The 17,173-nt window shown below is 71.1% G+C and carries 12 protein-coding genes, 2 pseudogenes and 1 CRISPR repeat array (1 of these 15 running past the window's edge); of the genes and pseudogenes, 4 read left to right on the top strand and 10 right to left on the bottom strand.

All coding sequences use genetic code 11. From position 1 onward, the window contains the following. Positions 1-1,232: direct repeats of the CRISPR family, unit length 29 nt; unit sequence CTGCTCCCCGCGCCCGCGGGGATGGTCCC (it extends 442 nt beyond the left edge of the window). An 835-nt stretch (positions 1,233-2,067) separates the two neighbouring features. Beyond that, on the top strand, positions 2,068-2,883 hold the full coding sequence (locus tag HB370_RS00265; RefSeq protein ID WP_030793531.1) for a protein phosphatase 2C domain-containing protein: 816 nt from the start codon (positions 2,068-2,070) through the stop codon (positions 2,881-2,883). A 91-nt stretch (positions 2,884-2,974) separates the two neighbouring features. Here the strand turns inward: HB370_RS00265 and istB are convergent, their stop codons facing one another. The 6 genes and pseudogenes from istB to HB370_RS00235 form a co-directional block, all read right to left on the bottom strand. Continuing rightward, positions 2,975-3,772, bottom strand: a complete 798-nt coding sequence (gene istB, locus HB370_RS00260) for an IS21-like element helper ATPase IstB (protein ID WP_030793529.1) — start codon at positions 3,770-3,772, stop codon at positions 2,975-2,977. Continuing rightward, positions 3,769-5,406 (bottom strand): annotated as a pseudogene (gene istA, locus HB370_RS00255) (IS21 family transposase). The gene istB and the pseudogene istA overlap by 4 nt, the downstream one beginning before the upstream one ends. A gap of 67 nt (positions 5,407-5,473) precedes the next feature. Next, positions 5,474-5,671: a transposase gene (locus HB370_RS41515; RefSeq protein WP_078637806.1), complete on the bottom strand. Its 198-nt coding sequence runs from the start codon at positions 5,669-5,671 to the stop codon at positions 5,474-5,476. A 232-nt stretch (positions 5,672-5,903) separates the two neighbouring features. Then, positions 5,904-6,596, bottom strand: coding sequence for a response regulator transcription factor (locus tag HB370_RS00245; protein WP_030793526.1), 693 nt, complete (start codon positions 6,594-6,596; stop codon positions 5,904-5,906). A 4-nt stretch (positions 6,597-6,600) separates the two neighbouring features. Next, positions 6,601-7,830, bottom strand: coding sequence for a histidine kinase (locus HB370_RS00240; RefSeq protein WP_030793524.1), 1,230 nt, complete (start codon positions 7,828-7,830; stop codon positions 6,601-6,603). 35 nt (positions 7,831-7,865) lie between these two features. Next, positions 7,866-8,750: a CPBP family intramembrane glutamic endopeptidase gene (locus HB370_RS00235; RefSeq protein ID WP_030793521.1), complete on the bottom strand. Its 885-nt coding sequence runs from the start codon at positions 8,748-8,750 to the stop codon at positions 7,866-7,868. A 298-nt stretch (positions 8,751-9,048) separates the two neighbouring features. On the opposite strand from HB370_RS00235, the gene HB370_RS00230 reads away from it, so the two are divergent. Together HB370_RS00230 and HB370_RS42415 are read left to right on the top strand one after the other, a co-directional pair. Further along, complete coding sequence (locus HB370_RS00230) at positions 9,049-10,113, top strand: hypothetical protein (RefSeq protein ID WP_167512923.1); 1,065 nt, start codon at positions 9,049-9,051, stop codon at positions 10,111-10,113. A gap of 885 nt (positions 10,114-10,998) precedes the next feature. Continuing rightward, positions 10,999-11,094 carry a DUF6207 family protein gene (locus tag HB370_RS42415; protein WP_280117718.1) on the top strand — a complete coding sequence of 32 codons (96 nt, stop codon included), beginning with the start codon at positions 10,999-11,001 and terminating at the stop codon, positions 11,092-11,094. Between the two features lie 5 nt (positions 11,095-11,099). Here the strand turns inward: HB370_RS42415 and HB370_RS41510 are convergent, their stop codons facing one another. The 3 genes from HB370_RS41510 to HB370_RS00210 form a co-directional block, all read right to left on the bottom strand. Further along, a complete protein-coding gene (locus HB370_RS41510) occupies positions 11,100-11,276 on the bottom strand; it encodes an ATP-dependent DNA ligase (RefSeq protein WP_244405297.1) in 177 nt (58 codons plus the stop codon). A 535-nt stretch (positions 11,277-11,811) separates the two neighbouring features. Continuing rightward, positions 11,812-13,833 (bottom strand): S9 family peptidase, encoded by a 2,022-nt coding sequence (locus tag HB370_RS00215; RefSeq protein WP_342451002.1) that lies wholly within the window; start codon positions 13,831-13,833, stop codon positions 11,812-11,814. A 127-nt stretch (positions 13,834-13,960) separates the two neighbouring features. Beyond that, positions 13,961-14,461 (bottom strand): GNAT family N-acetyltransferase, encoded by a 501-nt coding sequence (locus HB370_RS00210; protein WP_030793509.1) that lies wholly within the window; start codon positions 14,459-14,461, stop codon positions 13,961-13,963. Between the two features lie 653 nt (positions 14,462-15,114). On the opposite strand from HB370_RS00210, the pseudogene HB370_RS41505 reads away from it, so the two are divergent. Continuing rightward, positions 15,115-15,285: pseudogene (locus HB370_RS41505) on the top strand (IS5/IS1182 family transposase); the annotation flags it as partial. A 9-nt stretch (positions 15,286-15,294) separates the two neighbouring features. Here HB370_RS41505 and HB370_RS00205 read toward each other — a convergent pair. After that, positions 15,295-16,653, bottom strand: a complete 1,359-nt coding sequence (locus HB370_RS00205; RefSeq protein WP_244405295.1) for a lipase — start codon at positions 16,651-16,653, stop codon at positions 15,295-15,297. Positions 16,654-17,173: the final 520 nt, after the last annotated feature.

Raw genomic sequence — 17,173 nt, 5'->3', positions numbered from 1 at the left:
CGCGGGGATGGTCCCGCCCCGCTCCCGCTGGTCGTGGACCGCGCTGGCTGCTCCCCGCGCCCGCGGGGATGGTCCCCCCGTGCTCGGGTCCTGCCCCTGCTCGAAGAACTGCTCCCCGCGCCCGCGGGGATGGTCCCTTCTTGACATCCCAGTCGTTGGATCGGTCATGCTGCTCCCCGCGCCCGCGGGGATGGTCCCCGGTGGCTGGCCATCAGCTTGGCGGACGGCTCCTGCTCCCCGCGCCCGCGGGGATGGTCCCGCAACGAGCCGTCGGTCACTGCGGTCACCAGCCTGCTCCCCGCGCCCGCGGGGATGGTCCCGTCACCAACCCGGACCCCTGCCGCCCGGCCCACTGCTCCCCGCGCCCGCGGGGATGGTCCCTGGGCGGCACGCCGGCGGAGGACGCGGCGGGCCTGCTCCCCGCGCCCGCGGGGATGGTCCCCAGTCGGCCGCCGGCCTCGCGGCCGTCAACCGCTGCTCCCCGCGCCCGCGGGGATGGTCCCCAGGTCCCGGGCCAGCGGCCGGGCGACGAAGACTGCTCCCCGCGCCCGCGGGGATGGTCCCGAGCTGATGGGCGGCGGCCTTGTGCAAGGCGGCTGCTCCCCGCGCCCGCGGGGATGGTCCCCATCGAGGTCCAGTCCATCGCAACGCGCCGTGCTGCTCCCCGCGCCCGCGGGGATGGTCCCGACGCCGGCGCTGGAATCCGGTGATCGCGGTACTGCTCCCCGCGCCCGCGGGGATGGTCCCCGGATCACCGCACTGACCAACCGCGAGGATGCCTGCTCCCCGCGCCCGCGGGGATGGTCCCTGCTTGGTCCCGACCCAGTCCGGTCCGGCCTTCTGCTCCCCGCGCCCGCGGGGATGGTCCCGAACTCCCCAACGGTGGCCTGACGAAGTGGCTCTGCTCCCCGCGCCCGCGGGGATGGTCCCGGGACAGGGTTCGAGCTGGAGGTCAGCCTCCCCTGCTCCCCGCGCCCGCGGGGATGGTCCCTCCGACGGCGTCCACAGCGAGGACACCACCAGCTGCTCCCCGCGCCCGCGGGTATGGTCCCGACGTGAAGAGGGGGTACCGCTGTGCGCACCGCTGCTCCCCGCGTCCGCGGGGATGGTCCGCCGACCCCGCCGGCCTTCCCGGGCAGGGACAACTGCTCGCGTCCGCGGGGATGGTCCCGCTCCGAAGTTCCGGGCCCGGCGGCGCGGCGGCTGCTCCCCGCGCCCGCGGGGATGGTCCCCTGCGCTCTCCCGCTCCCTAAGCGTGCGCCTTCTGCTCCCCGCTCCCAGTTGCCGGGCCAGCTCCCGGTCGGGAGCGTACTGCTCCCCGCGCCCGCGGGGATGGCTCCGTTTCGCTCGTCGGGAGGAATCCCGGCACGGGCTGCTCTCCGCGCCCGCGGGGATGGTCCCGTGCCCAATGAGCCGCCGGTGTTCCTGGACTGGTGCTCCCCGCGTCCGCGGGGATGGTCCCGCGGACTGGACGCAGAAGGCTGTGGAGTACCTGTTGCTCCCCGCGCCCGCGGGGATGGCCCCACGAAGGCCGCGGCCCCAGTGTCGTACCCGGGCTGCTCCCCGCGCTCCGGGGGGCCCTCCACGTCAACGTCGTCCAGGTCGACGGAGACCTGCTCCCCGCGCCTGCGGGGATGGTCCCGCGGTCGGCGCCCGGCCGCCCGTGTCCGGCTGCTGCTCCCCGCGCCCGCGGGGATGGTCCCTGGCCCTGGATCGCCGGCGCGCTGGGTGGCCCCTGACTTCCCGCGCGCGGGGATGGTTCCCCCTTGGCCTCCGCCGCGTTGCGCGGTGTGTCCTGCTCCCCGCAGACGTTTATGGCGCCTCTATCCGAGCAGAGTGGCCGCTGGCTTCGTTCACTTCCAGCGACAGCGTTTGTCGATCTGTTTCAGCAGCAGTTGGTGCTCGGCGTCGCGGTGGGTGTTCACGAGAAATGACGGCACTGCGGCTTGGCGTGTCGGCGTGCAGGTCAACGTGCCCAAACGATATGGCTGAACGTGCTGTGTGCGCCCCAAGGCATCGGCGGTTGTATGGTCGACGCCTCAATCAGCAGGAGGGCAGCGGCAGGGCATGCGGGTGACGATGACGAGCGCTGCGGCACGGACTGGCCACGCGAACGAGGACTTCACCGGCGCTGTACCGACGGGAGTCGTGCTAATCGACGGCGCCGGCATCGCCGGCACCGAATCGATCTGCCGGCACGGCGTGGCCTGGTACGCCAGCCACCTGGGAGGCAGCCTACTCAGCCTCCTGTCACGCGAGCGGGACCACAGCCTCGCGGCGCTCCTCGCCGAGGCCATCAAGCAGGTGACGGACATTCACCGGGGTACCTGCGACGTCGCCAACCCTATCAGTCCGTCAGCAACCGTAGCCATCCTGCGGCTGTCCGGCGGCCTCATCGAGTACCTGGTCCTCGGTGACTCGGTTCTCGTGCTCGACAAAGCAGCTGGTGGGCCGCTTGTCGTCTCCGATCCCAGGGAGGTGATCATCAGCCGGTCGTACCAAGCCGCGCTCGAGCCCGTCGCCGAAGGGAGCGAAGAGTACCACCGAATCCTGCGGGACTTGCGCGCCAACCGAAACCAGCCGGGCGGCTTCTGGGTGGCCAAGGACGACCCGTGGGCGGCAGAGGAGGCGATCACCGGGAGCTGTCCGGTCTCCGAGCTGACCGGTGCCGTCCTGCTCAGCAATGGAGCCAGCCGCATCGTGGATCGGTTCCAGCTCGCGGACTGGCCAGGGGTCATGGCCGTCTTGGCGTCGAGCGGACCCGTCGAAATCATCCATCGGGTCCGGCAGGCGGAGGCACGCCACACGGTGGCGGCGGACGACGCGACGATCGCACACTGTACCGAGCTCGACGAGGCCCTTGGTCGGTCTGAAGGCGTCTGACCAGTGCTGTTGCTGCTGTTTCGCGCGCCGCCAGCATAGGCGGAACCGCCGCCAGCGAGGCGGCGGTCCATCGGCGTGGGAGATGCAGGGGTCAGCTGGCTTTGACTGGCTCTTCGGCTCGTGCGCGGGTGCTGGCGAGGCGGTAGGAGTCGGTGCCGGTCTCGATGATCGTGCCGTTGAAGGTGAGGCGGTCGACGATGGCCGCGCAGAGACGCGGGTCGGTGAAGGTCTTGGTCCAGCCGCCGAAGGACTCGTTGGAGGCTATCGCGACGCTGTTCTTCTCCTCGCGTTCGGTCAGGACCTGGAAGAGGAGTTCGGCGCCGTGCCAGTCGAGTTCCATGTAGCCGAGTTCGTCGATGCAGAGCAGGTCGACGCGTCCGTAGCGGGCGATGGTCTTGTTGAGCTGCTTCTCGTCGGCGGCCTCGACCAGCTCGTTCACCAGCTTCGTGGCGAGTGTGTATCGGACGCGGTAGCCCTTCATCGCCGCCTCGGTGCCCAGGGCGATGAGCATGTGTGTCTTGCCGGTCCCGGAGTCACCGATCAGGCAGAGCGGCTGACTCTTCTTGAGCCATTCGCAGCTGGCGAGGGTGTGGACGGTGGCTGCGCCGATGTTCGGGTTGGCGTCGAAGTCGAAGGCGCGCAGGGACTTCTCCCGCGGGAAGCCTGCGGCCTTGATCCGTCGTTCTGAACGGCGTCGTGCTCGGTCGTCGCACTCCGTCGTTAGCAGTTCGGCGAGGAAGCCGCGGTAGGTCATCTGGTCCTTGATCGCCCGGTCGGCGATCTCGTTGAACTCGTTGCGGATCGAGGGCAGCCGCAGCAGGCGGCAGGCGGTGTCGATGGCGGCGTCGGCGGCCTGCTCGGTCAAGCCTCGCTGGCGGGGCAGGGTCACTGTGCTTCTCCCTCACGGTGGTCGCTGCCGCTGGTGCGGCGGCGTCGGAGCAGTTGGTCATAGGGGGTCACCGACGGCAGCGGCCTGGTGTCCGGCGGGAGGTGCGTAAGGCGCCACGCGTGCAGCGACGTGACGGTCGCCGGCGTCTGCCCCGGAGCCGCCGGGATGGATGAGCCGATGGTTGGCTCGTCCTCCGTCTGGGCGGCTTTGCGGGCCTCCAGGGCAACGGCGTCGGCGGTCAGGGCGCCGGCCCGCAGTGCAGGTGGCCAGGCCCGCGACGACATGCTCGTGGGCGAGGTGGCGGTTCAGTAGGAGGACTTCGATCAGTGCCCGGGTGCCGTCCCGCTCGCCGTGGATCTTGCGGGCCTGGGCCCACCAGGCGTCGTGGACGGGGGTGAACTTGCCTTCGGACCGGCCTGTTCCAGGGCCGTGGCACCGGGGAAGGCGCCGGGCTTGCGGATGAGGGCTTCGAGGTAGTGGTCCAAGTCCAGGCGGCAGCTGCCCTTCGCGATCAGCCGCTCGTGCCGGGCCACCTCAACGTTCCTGTCTTAAACGACCAGGTGAGAGGCGTGCAGGACAACGCGTACCCGCTTACCGATGAGGCGGGTCGGGACCGAGTAGCGGTTGGTGCGGACGGCGATCTGGCTGTAGCGGTCGACTCGTGGCGTGAACAGCCGGCCGGTCTCGAAGGGTTCCCGCGGCAGCGGCATCAGCAGCGGCTGCTCGACGGCGAAGTACTCGTCGACGGTCCGCGGCCGTGAACCGATCCTGCGGTGCCCGTCGTGCAGGTCCCACTGGTCGACCATCTCGTTCAGCTCGGCGAGGCAGTCGACTTCCGGGACCGGGGTGAAGTGGTTGCGGCGGAAGTAGCCGATCATTCCTTCGACGCCGCCCTTCTCGTGGACGCCTTCGACGCCGGGGCGGCAGTAGAAGCTCTCGATGTTGAAGTGCGAGCGGAAGGCGATCCACCGGTCGGTTCCCACCCGGGCCCGGTTCAGTCCCAGCACCTGGGCGACGGCCGACTTCAGGTTGTCGTAGCGGATCTTGCTTCGCGGGACACCGCCCAGCGTGCGAAGCGCGTGCACGTGCCCTTCGAAGAAGGCTTCCTGGCCGCAGGAGGCGAAGACCCGGTGCACGGCCTTGCCCGAGTAGGACGGGCGGAGCGAGAACAGGTAGCAGGTCACCAGCTCGCCGGCCAGGCGCACGGTCACCTCGCCGAAATCGACCTCCGCCTCGTGACCCGGCAGGTGAGTCTGCGACACGAACGCTTCCACCGGGGCCTTACCCAAGGCCGCCAGGATCTCCGGCTACCGGTCGGAGACGTAGCGCCGGACCATCTGGTAGGACACATCAGCGCCGTGCTCCTCGACGAGCCGGTGGAAGATCCGCGTGATCGTATGCCGCTGCTTGCGCGGCGCGTCGAGGTCCGTCCGCAGCATCTCGTCGATCACCGGCTTGTACGGATCCAACGCCGTCGGCCGCGGCGGCAGCTTCTTCCGGGGCTCCGGCCAGACCGAGTCCACGGCCTTCTTCACGGTCCGCCACGACACGCTGTACTTGCGCTCAAGCTCGCGCATCTTCATGCCAGCACGGTGATCACGCCGGATCGCCGCGTACAGCTCGACCTTGGACATCTGCGGCATGACCAGGACCTTTCACCAGGAGCATCCCGATGCTGCCCTGGCAAGTGCCCCAGTGCTGTCAAAACTCGTAAACATCACCCGACCGTGGATCTGGGTGCCTCCCAAACCCGTGAACAACCGACGGCACTACTCGTGAATAAAGCCATACCAGCGACCAGACGGCCTCGATGGGATTGAGGTCAGGTGCGTAGGGCGGGAGACGGACAGTGGTGAGCCAGTCGTGGTCGGCCTCGTACCGCTTCTGCCCGGTGGCCAGGTGGGTGTTGAGATTTGGAAGACAAGCCGATCATGCTGGTGTGGTGCAGCAGAAACGGTGGGAGGTGGGCCCGGAGCCGGGCGGAGTGGGGCGGCCGTCGTGTCGTCCGGCGGCGCGGCCCGCGCCGCCCGCGCGAGGCTCCGGTCGGTTCGGCCGTGCCGGCCGGCCGCAAGAGCCCGGCCAGTCGGCGTGCGTCGTACCCACCTCGGTGTCCAGGCCAACGAGCGCGGATTCAGCCGGTGGAGGACACCAGCCCGACCCGGTAGGCGAGGACGACGGCCTGGACCCGGTCACGCAGGCCGAGTTTGGCCAGGATCCTCGACACGTAGGTCTTGACCGTCTCCGGGGTGATGAAGAGCTTCGCGGCGATCTCCGCGTTCGACAGCCCCTCGGCGATCTGCCGGAGCACCTCCAGCTCGCGCGGGGTCAGTGCACGTACCACGTCCTCCCTGGCCGGCCGGGACGTATCGGCCGGGCGCAGGTGTTCGGCGAAGCGGCCGATGAGGTGGCGGGTGACGGCGGGGGCCAGCAGGGCCTCGCCCCCGGCGACCGTCCGAATGCCGTTGACCAGCTCCGCCGGGGGCGCGTCCTTGAGGAGGAAGCCGCTGGCCCCGGCACGCAGCGCGTCGTAGACATACGCGTCGACGTTGAAGGTGGTGACGACCAGCACCTTCGGCGGTGCCTCGGCGTCGGGACCGGCCAGTTGCCGGGTCGCCTCGATGCCGCCGAGCAGGGGCATCCGGATGTCCATCACCACCACGTCGGGACGCAGGCGCTCGGCGGCCCGGACCGCCTCGTGCCCGTTCTCGGCCTCCCCGACGACCTCCATGTCGGGCTGGGCCGAGAAGATGGTGACGTAGCCGGTGCGCACCAGTGCCTGGTCGTCGCAGACGAGCACACGGATCGGTGGCAGCGCATCTCTCACGGGGTCACTCCGATAGAGGCTTGGACGGAATGGTGGCGTGGACCTCGAACCCGCCTTCGGGCCGGGGTCCGGCCTCCAGTTCACCACCGACCAACCGCGCCCGTGCGCGCAGCCCCGCCAGTCCGCGCCCACCCGCGGGGTCCGGCTTGCGCACGGCAGGCGCGGCCGCCGGGGAGGCGGTGGGTCCGTCGGTGGTCACCTTGATCTCGACGCGCTCCTCGCCGTGCCGGACCAGGACCCGTGTCGTCTGCCCGGCGGCGTACTTCATCGCATTGGTGAGCGCCTCTTGCACCACCCGGTACACGGCCAGCTCCACGTCCACGGACTGCGCTCGCCGCTCGCCCTGTTCGCTGAACTCGACCGGCTGCCCCGACCTGCGGGCCTGTTCGACCAGGTCCCCGAGCCGTCCCAGGGTGGGTGCCCGGTCCCCGCGCGCCGGGTCCGCGGACGCCGACTCGCCGGTCGCCTCCAGCACGCCGAGCAGGTACCGCAGCTCTGTCAGCGCCCGACGGCCGGTGTCGCTGACGGCCGACAGCCCCTCGCCGGCCTTGTCCGGTGCGGAGGCGAGCAGGAACTGCGCCGCGTCCGCCTGGACCACCATGGCCGTCACATGATGGGTGACCACGTCGTGCAGCTCCCTGGCGATGCGTGCCCGCTCCGCGGCCGTGGCCACTTCGGCGGCCAGCCGCCGCCGCTGCGTCTGTTCCGCCCGCCGTGTGCGCACGATGCTCCCTGCTGTCCAGAACGCGGCCAGGGCCAGATAGAACGCGAGATAGTCCGCGATGCCCTGCGGTGAGCCGAGGCGGTCCAGGACGAGGGCCAGCACGGCATAGCCCGCACTGACCACGCCCGCCAGACCACGGCGGAAGCGGACCTGGTGGGCTCCGGCCGAGTACAGGGCCAGATACAGCCCCAGGCTCCCGAACGTCGTCGCGAAGCCCAGCGCCTGGTACGCGGCGAACGCGCCCGCGGCGACAGCCAGACAGCCCGCGGGCCAGCGCCGGCGGGCCGCCAGCGGCAGGGTCTGGGCCAGGACCAGCCCGACGCTCAGCGCGCTCGCCGGCCGCTCGGGCAGATCCCCGATCTGCGCTCCGATGTTGGACAGGGTCGGCACGAAGGCCAACGAGGCCAGCACCAGGGCGAGGACGCCGTCCTTGAGGAAGGCGTCCCGCTCCTCCCACCAGTCGAGCGGCGCCCGGAGCCGCGCACGGCTCCACTGCGCCTGAGGGGACATCACTACTGTTTCCTCCGGTCAGTCGGCCTGAAGTGTCATGCGGATCGACGGGGCAGCAGCCGCCCGCCGCGGCGGGCGAGGACGAACATGCGGACGGCGAGCAGCACACCGAGGACGACGGGCACCAGCGCCGCCTCCAGGCCGAAGCCACCGCCGGTCAGCACAGCGGAGCCATGCACGTCGGCGGTGAACAGGCCCTCGGAGGTGTGCCCGGAGACCGGGATGCCGAGCAGTTGCTCGGTGGTGTTCCAGGCGAAGTGCAGACCCGCGACGAACCAGATGTTACGCCGCCACAGGAACGCGGCGCCGAGCATCACGCCCGCCTCCGAAGCGATCGCCACCGCACTCCACGCACTGGCGCCCGGAGTGCCCAGATGGGCGATGCCGAAGAACAGCCCGGTGATCACGATGGCGGCCCGGCTGCCCCACAACTGCTCCAGAGCCTGCAGCGCGAGACCGCGGAACAACAGCTCCTCGGTGACCGCGGTGCCGATCTGCACCATGACCGCGGACCAGACGACCGCCATGAAGCCATGGCCCGCCCAGGAGAACGAGTAGCCTCCGAACGCCGTGATCAGCGAGACGGACACCAGAACGAAGCCGAGGCCGATCGCGCCGCCCAGCAGCGCCTCCCGGCCGGCTCCCCGCCGGGCCGTCTCCGGCGTCGAGCGTCGCGCGACATGGCGCATGACCAGCCAGTACACGGCCACCGCCGCCACCGCGCCGAGCACCGGAACCGGACCGGGACCCGTGGCGGTCAGGCCCGAGACCACGCCGACGCCGATCAGACCCGTCAGCATCCAGCCGAGCGGAGAACGGACGATCCGGCCGAGACGGCCGCCGCGAGCGTCGGGACCGTCGGGGCCCGTGTCCGGGCCGGGGCCTCCGGCGTCCTGCCGTGCGGTGGACGTTGTACTCATCGTGGCCTCCCCTGCCGCGGTCGCACAGGCTGCGACCTGACAACCACGCTAGGAGTCCGGCGCCGTCCGCGAGTCACCCGCACATGGACAACTCCGGTAGCTCTCGCGGGGGATGCGCCCGGGAAGAGGATCGGGCAACCGTACGAGAAGGAGTTGGTGTGGGTCCGGAACAGCGGGGCCGGGGCCCGCCGGGCGGCGCTGCTCGTCACCTCGCCGTAGCTCCGGGAGAACAGGGCCGGCCCGAGGGGCGCGGACGTACGGCTTCCGCCCGTCCTTACGCGTCAGTAAGGTTTCGGGAATGAGCGGACAGACGACTCCGGGGACCGGCGCGGGGCGGTACCGGCCCGGCCCGGTCGCGGCGCTGGGGGAGCGGCTGCGCGATAGCGGCGCGTGCGTCCTGACCGGTGAGCCCGGCGGCGGCGGCTCGACCATCCTCGCCCGGGTGGCCCGCGCCGCCGGTCCCGCCGTCGTCGTGCCCGCCCTTCCCGAGCGCTGCCGACAGCCACTGGCCTGTCTCCGGGCGCCGTGCCGGGCGGCCGGAGTGCCCGCCGACGACGCCGACCTGTGGGACGCCGCCTCCCGGACCGCCCTCGGCCGGCTGGCCGCGCGTCTCTCCCCGGGCGACGGAGTCTCCCTGGTGCTCACCGTGGCCGGACACCGGCCGGTGAACCCGGAGTTCGCCGGACTGCCGCTGCTCCGCCTCGCCCCGCTGTCGACGGCGGACACCGCCGCCCTGCTGGACGACGCCGCGCCGGGCGCCCTCGACCCCCGGGCGCGCGACGAGATCACGGCCGCCGCCGAAGGCAACCCCGGCCTGCTGCTCGGCGTGGTGCACCGCCTTCGTGGCCGACTCCGCAGAGTACGCCGTCGACGACCCGGCCGTGCCGTTGACGACCCGGCCGTGCCGTTGACCACGGGCCGGATCCGCGACACCCGGCCCGTGGTCGCGCGGCCAGCCTCGACGACCTGTCCAGCCCCATGCACTTCTCGTACCGCGTCATATCACCGCTGCACGCCGTCGGCCCGTGGAGCGGTGGCACGGCCGAGTTGCTCCTCCACCGAGTGCGAGGCCTGGACTACCGGCCGCCGGGCCTTGTTCCGGGTGCCGCCCTTCCACGTCCGCCCGGCCGCCGCCCCGTCGTCCCTTTCGTCGTCGTGCGCGGTCACGGCCCCGACCCCGCTCACCCCGCCGTCGGTCACCGCGCTGTCTCTCTCGGCTCGGCCGTCTCCTCGTCCGGCTCGGTCGCCGCCCCAGTCCCGGGCCGCGCCGTCGTGCTGCGCGACCCCTGCCTCCGTCGTCCCGTACGTCGACGCCGTCGCGGCGGGGAACTGCTGCTCGAGGCGGGAACGCCCGGGGTGTTGACGCCCGCCTGCGGTACCGTACGTCCGGCGTCCGGGCAGCCCTGTTCCAAAGCCAGTCCCCGCATCCGCGACGCCCGCTGCACCGCCGGCCTCTGCTCCCCGCGCCCGCGGGGATGGTCCCGGCCCGCGCAACGCCTTCGCGCTGCTAGACGCCTGCTCCCCGCGTCCACGGGGATGGTCCCGCCCACAGGGTGGCGATCCTGGAGCACGGCAACTGCTCCCCGCGCCCGCGGGGATGGTCTTGGGCCGACGTGTACGGCGACATCTTGACCGCACTGCTCCCTGCGCCCGCGGGGATGGTCCCGCCTCACTGACCTGGGCGTCGAACACTGGGTCCTGCTCCCTGCGCCTGCGGGGATGGTCCCCTCAGCGTGGCCTACAGTGGGGAGCTATTCAACTGCTTCCCGCGCCTGCGGGGATGGTCCCTTCGGCAACGTCTGGGCGCTCGCGGCCCGCTTCTGCTCCTCGCGCCCGCGGGAATGGTCCCACCCCGGTGGCCGGGCCGACGCCGGTGGTGAACTGCTCCCCGCGCCCGCGGGGATGGTCCCGAGGGGAGGCCGAATGTGGTGGAGTAGTCGAACTGCTCCCCGCGCCCGCGGGGATGGTCCCGTCGGCCTGCGCATCATCGTCGACAGCGCCGACTGCTCCCCGCGCCCGCGGGGATGGTCCCCCCCGGCTACGAGATCTGGCTGGCGCCAGCCGCACCCGGCTGGGTGAATCCATCGGGTTGGCGGGACCCTCGCGGGGGTTGCGGTGTGGTGTTGTACGTGCTCCCGGTCAGCGAGATGCACATCAGGGAGCCGGGGCTCGTCGTGGTCGACGTCGCGGCCGCCGACGATGAACCGCCCTCGCTTTCCAGCGGATGCTCGCCGGCCGGTGGGCGACAGTGACAGCGGAGAGCACCACGCGGGACCCCGGACAGCCCGGCGTCCGGCTGCGCTGCTACCTCGACCCGCGCCAGGAACTCACCGCCGGTAGTTGAGGCGGTCACGGTCTGAGACGGTTCATACCGAGGTACCATCCCTCGCCGGACAGCGGTACCTGCGTCACGTCGACGTTGGTGCGGTTGCGGTGCGGGCGGACGGGGTGCCTCCGTCTCCCGGTGCTGTCCCGGGCGATGTCGACGGCCACCTTCATCACCACCTCGGGCTCGACCAGCATCACCTCATCGAGCGTGCGCTGCCCTCCCGGCCCGCCGGGAACGTTCGCCCTTGCCACGGGTGCGCGCCTGTCGGTGGGGCCGGTGCGTCGGTCAGGGTGTGGCCGGCGGTCTGGGACAGCGTGGTGGTGCGCCTGGTGTACTGAAGGCGGCCCGCTGCGTTCTAGCGGTCCAGCAGCATGGTCCGGGGCGCGGTGAGGGGGCCGGTGACGACTGTGATGACGGCCGCGGTCGTGACCCGCACCTTGTACTTCCGTCAGGAGCGTGTCGGTCGGTAGGCTCCTCCAGCCGGCTGTGCCCCGGCCCCCGGGCCGGGACGCGGGGGAGTGGGTGATACCCCGCATACTGCTCCAGTGCGAACGCGCCGTCCTTGCCGGTGCGGTGGTGCGGGAGGAGCTGCGCATCACCACGGCTAGTGCCGTGCGGGGGCGGGCGTACGGATGTCGCCCGGTGTACTGCAGGCGGCGCTGTTCGGGCAGCTGCTCGTGTTCGAGGCGGCCGGCTTCGAGCACGACGGCCAGGAGCAGTGAGGATGTTCAGTTAAAGCATGCGGGGGCGCTGCCACTGCTGTCCGAGGACATGGTGGTCGAGGAAGTTCAGCACCGTGTCGTACATGAGGCGGATGTGGTTCGGCGCCCCGATGGCGTGGCCCTCTTCCGGGAAGTACAAGAAGCTGACGGGCGCACCGAGCCGCTGCAGATCGCTGTGCAGGCTCAGTGCCTGGCCTATCGGGACTCGGTGGTCCTTGCCGCCGTGCACGATCAGTATCGGTGTAGTCACCTTCGCCGCGTGGAGGTGTGGTGAGTTGGCTTCGTACCGTTCGCGCTGCGTCTGCGGGTCGCCGAAGATCTTCCGGAAGTATGCGTGCATGTCCGTGTCGATCTGGAACGCTTCCAGGTGCCACATCCCGGCGTGGGTGACGATCGCCTTGAAGCGGTCGGTGAGGGTCGCGGCCCGGTTGGCCAGGTAGCCGCCGTAGGACCAGCCGACGAGGCCGGTCCGGGTCGCGTCGAGGTCGTCGCGGGCCAGTGCCGCGTCCGTCAGCGCGATGAGATCACGGTAGGGCTGGCCCCCGTACTGGCCCCGGCCTCGCTCCTGCATGCGTTGCCCGTAGCCGGTGGACAGTGCCGGATCCGGTAACAGCACCGCGTAGCCGCGCGCCGCGAACGGCCATGGGTTCCACAACCACGTCCAGGCACTCCAGGACATCTGTGGTCCACCGTGCGGGGCGATGATCAGTGGTGCTGGACGCTCGGCCGAGGCGCCCTCGGGCAGCGCGAGCCAGGCGCGCAACGGGAAACCGTCGTCCGCCTCGACGTGCACTTCGGCCAGCGTGCCGGGAAGCGAGTCGAGGTCACCGGGTGCCCTGAGGAAGGCGGGGTGTTGATCGGCTGTGACGGCATCCAGCCGAACCACTCGAGGCGGGCTGTCGATCGTGCTGCGCAGTGCATAGAGGGTGGTTCCATCGGGCGACACGCAGAGCGAGGCGTAGGCGCCGGAGGCGGTCAGGCGGGTGATCGTGCCGTCCGCGTCGCGGCGGAAGATCGGGCAGTGGCCCCGCTCGTCGCCGGTGAACCACAGCGTGGCGTCCCCACGGATCGGCGAGAGGAGCGCCCGTCCCGGCCACGGCCAGTTGTCGAACTGCGGCAGGAGGTCGGTCTCTTCACCCGAAGCCAGGTCGAACGCGACCAGAGTGACTCGCCACTGCGTGTCATAGGTCTCCTCTCGCTGGCGCTGGCAGACCAACGCCGAGCCGTCGGCCGTGAACGCCAGGCGGTAGTACTGATGACCGGGGCGGGAGAATGTGTGGCGCTCGACGCCCGTGGCCGCGTCTGCAACCGTCACGACATTCGTGTCGGGAGCGCGGCCCGTCGGGGCCCGCGTGTAGGCGACCAGCGATCCGTCCGGCGAGAGCGCCATGTCTGCGATGCCGGCCAGACCCTGACTGCCGGCGTTCACCGGCTCCCCGTCGGCGTGCAGGACGAAGGTGTGGGGTTCGTCAGGGCCGTGGCCTGCGCCGAAGGCACACGGTGTGGTCGCCTCGTACAGAACCGCGTTGACCATGGCGCTCTCTCGCGCACGGCGAAGTTCGGCGTATGCGGCGGCATTCACCGTGCCAGGCAGCAGATCAGCGGTGTAGGCGACCGTGCGGGCGTCCTTGGCGGCGACGAAGGAGGATATGTCTCCCGGGTGGTGGGCGATCTGCCTGGCCTCGCCGCCCTCCGGCAGTGCCCACAGCCCCACGCCCTGGCTCTCGCTCTTTTCAGCGGCGGAATCTGTGTTCTCGCGGCCGGAGAGGAACAGCAGTGTGCCGTCGGCAGCGAAAGCGGGAGCGAAGTCACCCGGCACGGACCGGGCCACGGGGCGGCTCTCGCGCTCGCCCGAGGGGTCCACCTCCCACAACCGCCGAACGTGCCCGGTTCCCTGGTCGTTGATGATCTGCACGGACGCGATCAAGCGCGTTCCGTCGGGCGCCAGGACCAGGTTCGTCAGGCGAGGGTGTGTGGCGAACAGGTCGTGGAACGAGGCGACATCATCCAAGGCGCGGATCATGACGATCATCCTGCCCGCCGCCCCCGAACTTTGACAGGGGTCCAACCATTCGAGGGGACCGGAACCGAGGAGAACCGGCCCGGCGGTGGCGCCTCCGATGCGGCGGAGCCACATCGAACTGACCGCAGCGCGTCTCCTACGGCAGGGAACGGGTGAGCCACACCAGTTCGCCACTGTCTTCGGTCGAGACGTGGTCGCGATGGAACCCAAGCTTTTCGAGGACGCGAAACGATGGCGCGTTCCAGGGACGCACCGTCGACCAGAGCCGTTTCCGCCCAGTCGCGATCGCCGCGTCCAGTACCGCGGACGCCGCCTCGGTGGCATAGCCCTGTCCGTGCACGCGCTGGAACAGCTCGTAGGCGATCTCCGGCTCGTCAACGGAAGCCCGACCGACAGTGAGCCCGCAATACCCGATGAAGTCGCCTACATCGCGGCGGATGACGGGCAGCAGAGCAATCCCTGTCCGTGCCGACGCAGCGCGCTGATCCTCGATCATCCGCCGGTTGTCCTCGATCGACGGCATGCCGCCACCCCGTTCGGCGACGAGCGCACGATGGGCGTCGATGTCGGGCTCGGTCCATGGACGCAACGTCAGCCGGTCGGTGTGGAGTTGGAGCGGCATCGGCGCATACGGCATGCGGACACTCTATCGACGACGCCGCTGCCCAGCGGCTTTCTCATCGGAGAGGCCGGCATCCGCGGCCGTATCCGACTGGCCTGCCAGTGGGTCCGTCTACGGGGCCGGCGTACGTGGAGCCGCGATGGCCGGTCGGCCGAGCCGCCTGCGCAGGGCGAGGTTTTCCGCGTACAGGTGTGCGGTCACGGCGGCCGGCGCGTCAAGGTGGTTCTGATGTTCTCGGGCCTGTCGGCGGGCCTGGGCGTCCGGCGGCCTGGCGGCCCCAAAATGCCTGCCACTGGGGGCGGGGTGAGCCGGTTGCGCATCTGCTCGATGTGTTCGGCCAGCAGCACCAGGCGTGGCAGGTGGGAGGGAAAACGACCACGTTGCGGCACAGCATGCACATCGCCGGCGCGAAACGCGCGGGCGGCGTCGGGGATCTGCTCCGCGCGCCTGCGGGGATGGTCCTCCTGAGAGGACGCCGAGTACGACCAGGAGCACTGCTCCCCGCGTCGGCACGATCTGGTCGGGATCGGGCTGGCCGGTCCTCGGTCCTGGTACATACACGACAGTTACGCATCCGGCTTTCCCTGTCGTCCGCCGGCCTCAAGTGGCTGGGCGAGGCGGCCGGGGGAGTTGTCGGCGGTTTGGTCGGCGGGTGTGTGGGTGGTGCCATCGCGTCCTCCGCCCGGCTGGGCGGGCGTCGCTGGGTGATCGAGCGCATGATGTCCTGGCCGGGTGGCTGCCGGGGCCTGCACTGCCGTTATGAACGCAGGGCCGGTCATTTCCTCGTCTTCACCGCCCTTGCCCGCAGCCTTATCTGCTGCCGCGGACTCACCGGATGAGAGGACGTGTCAGTCGATGAACTGTATGTCCGGGTGGAGGGGGGAGGGGCCGTCCAGTAGTGGCTGGTGGCGGCCGCGTAGGTGCTGGTCGAAGAAGGCGGTGAGGTAGGCGCGGCGGCTGGTGGTGAACCGGGCTGGGTCGACGGTGCCGGTCATCCGGGCCGGCAGTCCTTGTGGCAGTGTGAGCTGTTCGGCGAGGGCGGGCAGGATGGTCTGGTAGTCGGTGAAGGAGTTGTGTTCGGCCGTCTCGGTCCACAGGTCACGTTTCCAGCCGGTGGAGTTGTGCCACATCGTCTGCCAGGACGGGGAGTGTTCGTGGGTGTGGGGCAGCCTGCCGGAGGGCACCGGGAGCCATGCTCCCATCTGCAGGAACGGCCGGTTGAGCCCGGTGCGGGCGATGGGCAGGAGCTGTTCGGGGTCGGTCCAGTCGTAGCCGAGGGGGCCGTCGAGGTTGACGCCGGCACGGACACGGCCGTCCACGCGCATGGCTTCGGCGGTCGTCATCCCGCCGAGCGAATGCCCGAACATCCCGGTACGCGTGAGGTCCAGCACCTGCCCGAGGCCGCGTGGCAGTGGCCGCTTTCCGGCGTCGGGGTTGCCGCCGCGGGCGAGCACGGCGAGCTGGTCCAGGACGAACGGGATGTCGGCGACCCTGACCTCGAGCGCGGCCCTGGACCGCTCGGCGCCCCCCTCGATGGCAGCGAGCCCGGGCGCGGGCTGGACGACGCGGCCGTCGGGGAATGCGACCGCGTGTGCCTCGTGGACGGGATCGATGGTGATCACCGCATAGCCGTGGCTCGCCAACTCCTCCACGGCGGTGGTGTCCAGCGTGCGCTCGTTGTACATGCCCGGCGAGTACAGCACCACGGGCAGCCGCCCGCCCCGGGACAGTGCGGCCACGCCCATGCGGGCGTGGGTGACGAAGCCGGCCCAGTCGACCGCCCCCTGCTCCACCTGGAGGATCTTCGCCGCGCCCGCCGCGAAGACCGCGGCCGCGCCGGCACGCATGTACGGCGCCCGGGGTCCGTCTTCGGCTGTGGCGCGGTCGGCGGGATACCACAGGCTCACCATGAGTTCCCTGAACCCGGACGCGGCCTCGCCCGCCCACCAGGGGCCACGACGTGTGCGGTCCACCAGGTGCAGTTCGGTGACACCGATCGGATGCGGCCCGGTGGGGCGGGGGAGTTCGAGCCGTACGGGCCCGGTGGAGGCGGCCGGCGCGGCGGACGCGCGGGCGGCCGGGCCCAGAGCCGGGGCTGCCCCCACCACGGCCAAGGCGCCCGCGCGGGCGAGCAGCCGCCGCCGTGTCACGGACATGGCCGAGGAATCAGACGGGCTGGAGGAGTCGAAGGCGTCCCTGAATCGCATGACGCGATCCTGGCCGCCCCGTGCGCCCGGATCCATGGGGCCAGCCGGATAGTATCCGGCGCCCCTCCGCCCTAGAAGGCATGAAATCCCCAGCCGGCGCGGGCACGGTGTTCTCCGGGCAGCACGACGAAGTCCTCTGGCGGATGCCGCCGGGCAGCCGGAGGGGCTCGCACATCACCCTCGGCCGGCCCCCGGCGGGCCGGTGCCGTCGCGGGCCGGGGCCCCGGACCGCTGCGGATGCCCCCACTGCCGGTCCGGCTCGTCACCCTGCGCGGCCACGACACCGAGGCCGGCGCTCCGAGCATGCGGGAGTCCCGCCCCTGGGCAACCCATTGCCCCCTTTTTTTGGGTGCTGGGCTGGGCCCGGTGATGCCCGGGGCTGGGCCCGATGCCGGCCGGAACGGATCCCCGGGCGGGGGTGCTGGAGGCATCACCGGGGGCGGTCGGCGCCGTGGACGGTCGCCCGCACGGTGAGCGGGTCTCTTGGTGTCGCGCCGAGCCTGACGCCCCTCAGCCGTTC

This window comes from Streptomyces sp. DSM 40868 (assembly GCF_011820545.1).
In the GTDB taxonomy this organism is placed as follows: domain Bacteria; phylum Actinomycetota; class Actinomycetes; order Streptomycetales; family Streptomycetaceae; genus Streptomyces; species Streptomyces eurythermus.
The sequence above is the reverse complement of the archived record's forward strand: the minus strand, read 5'-3'. Positions and strand labels throughout refer to the sequence as shown.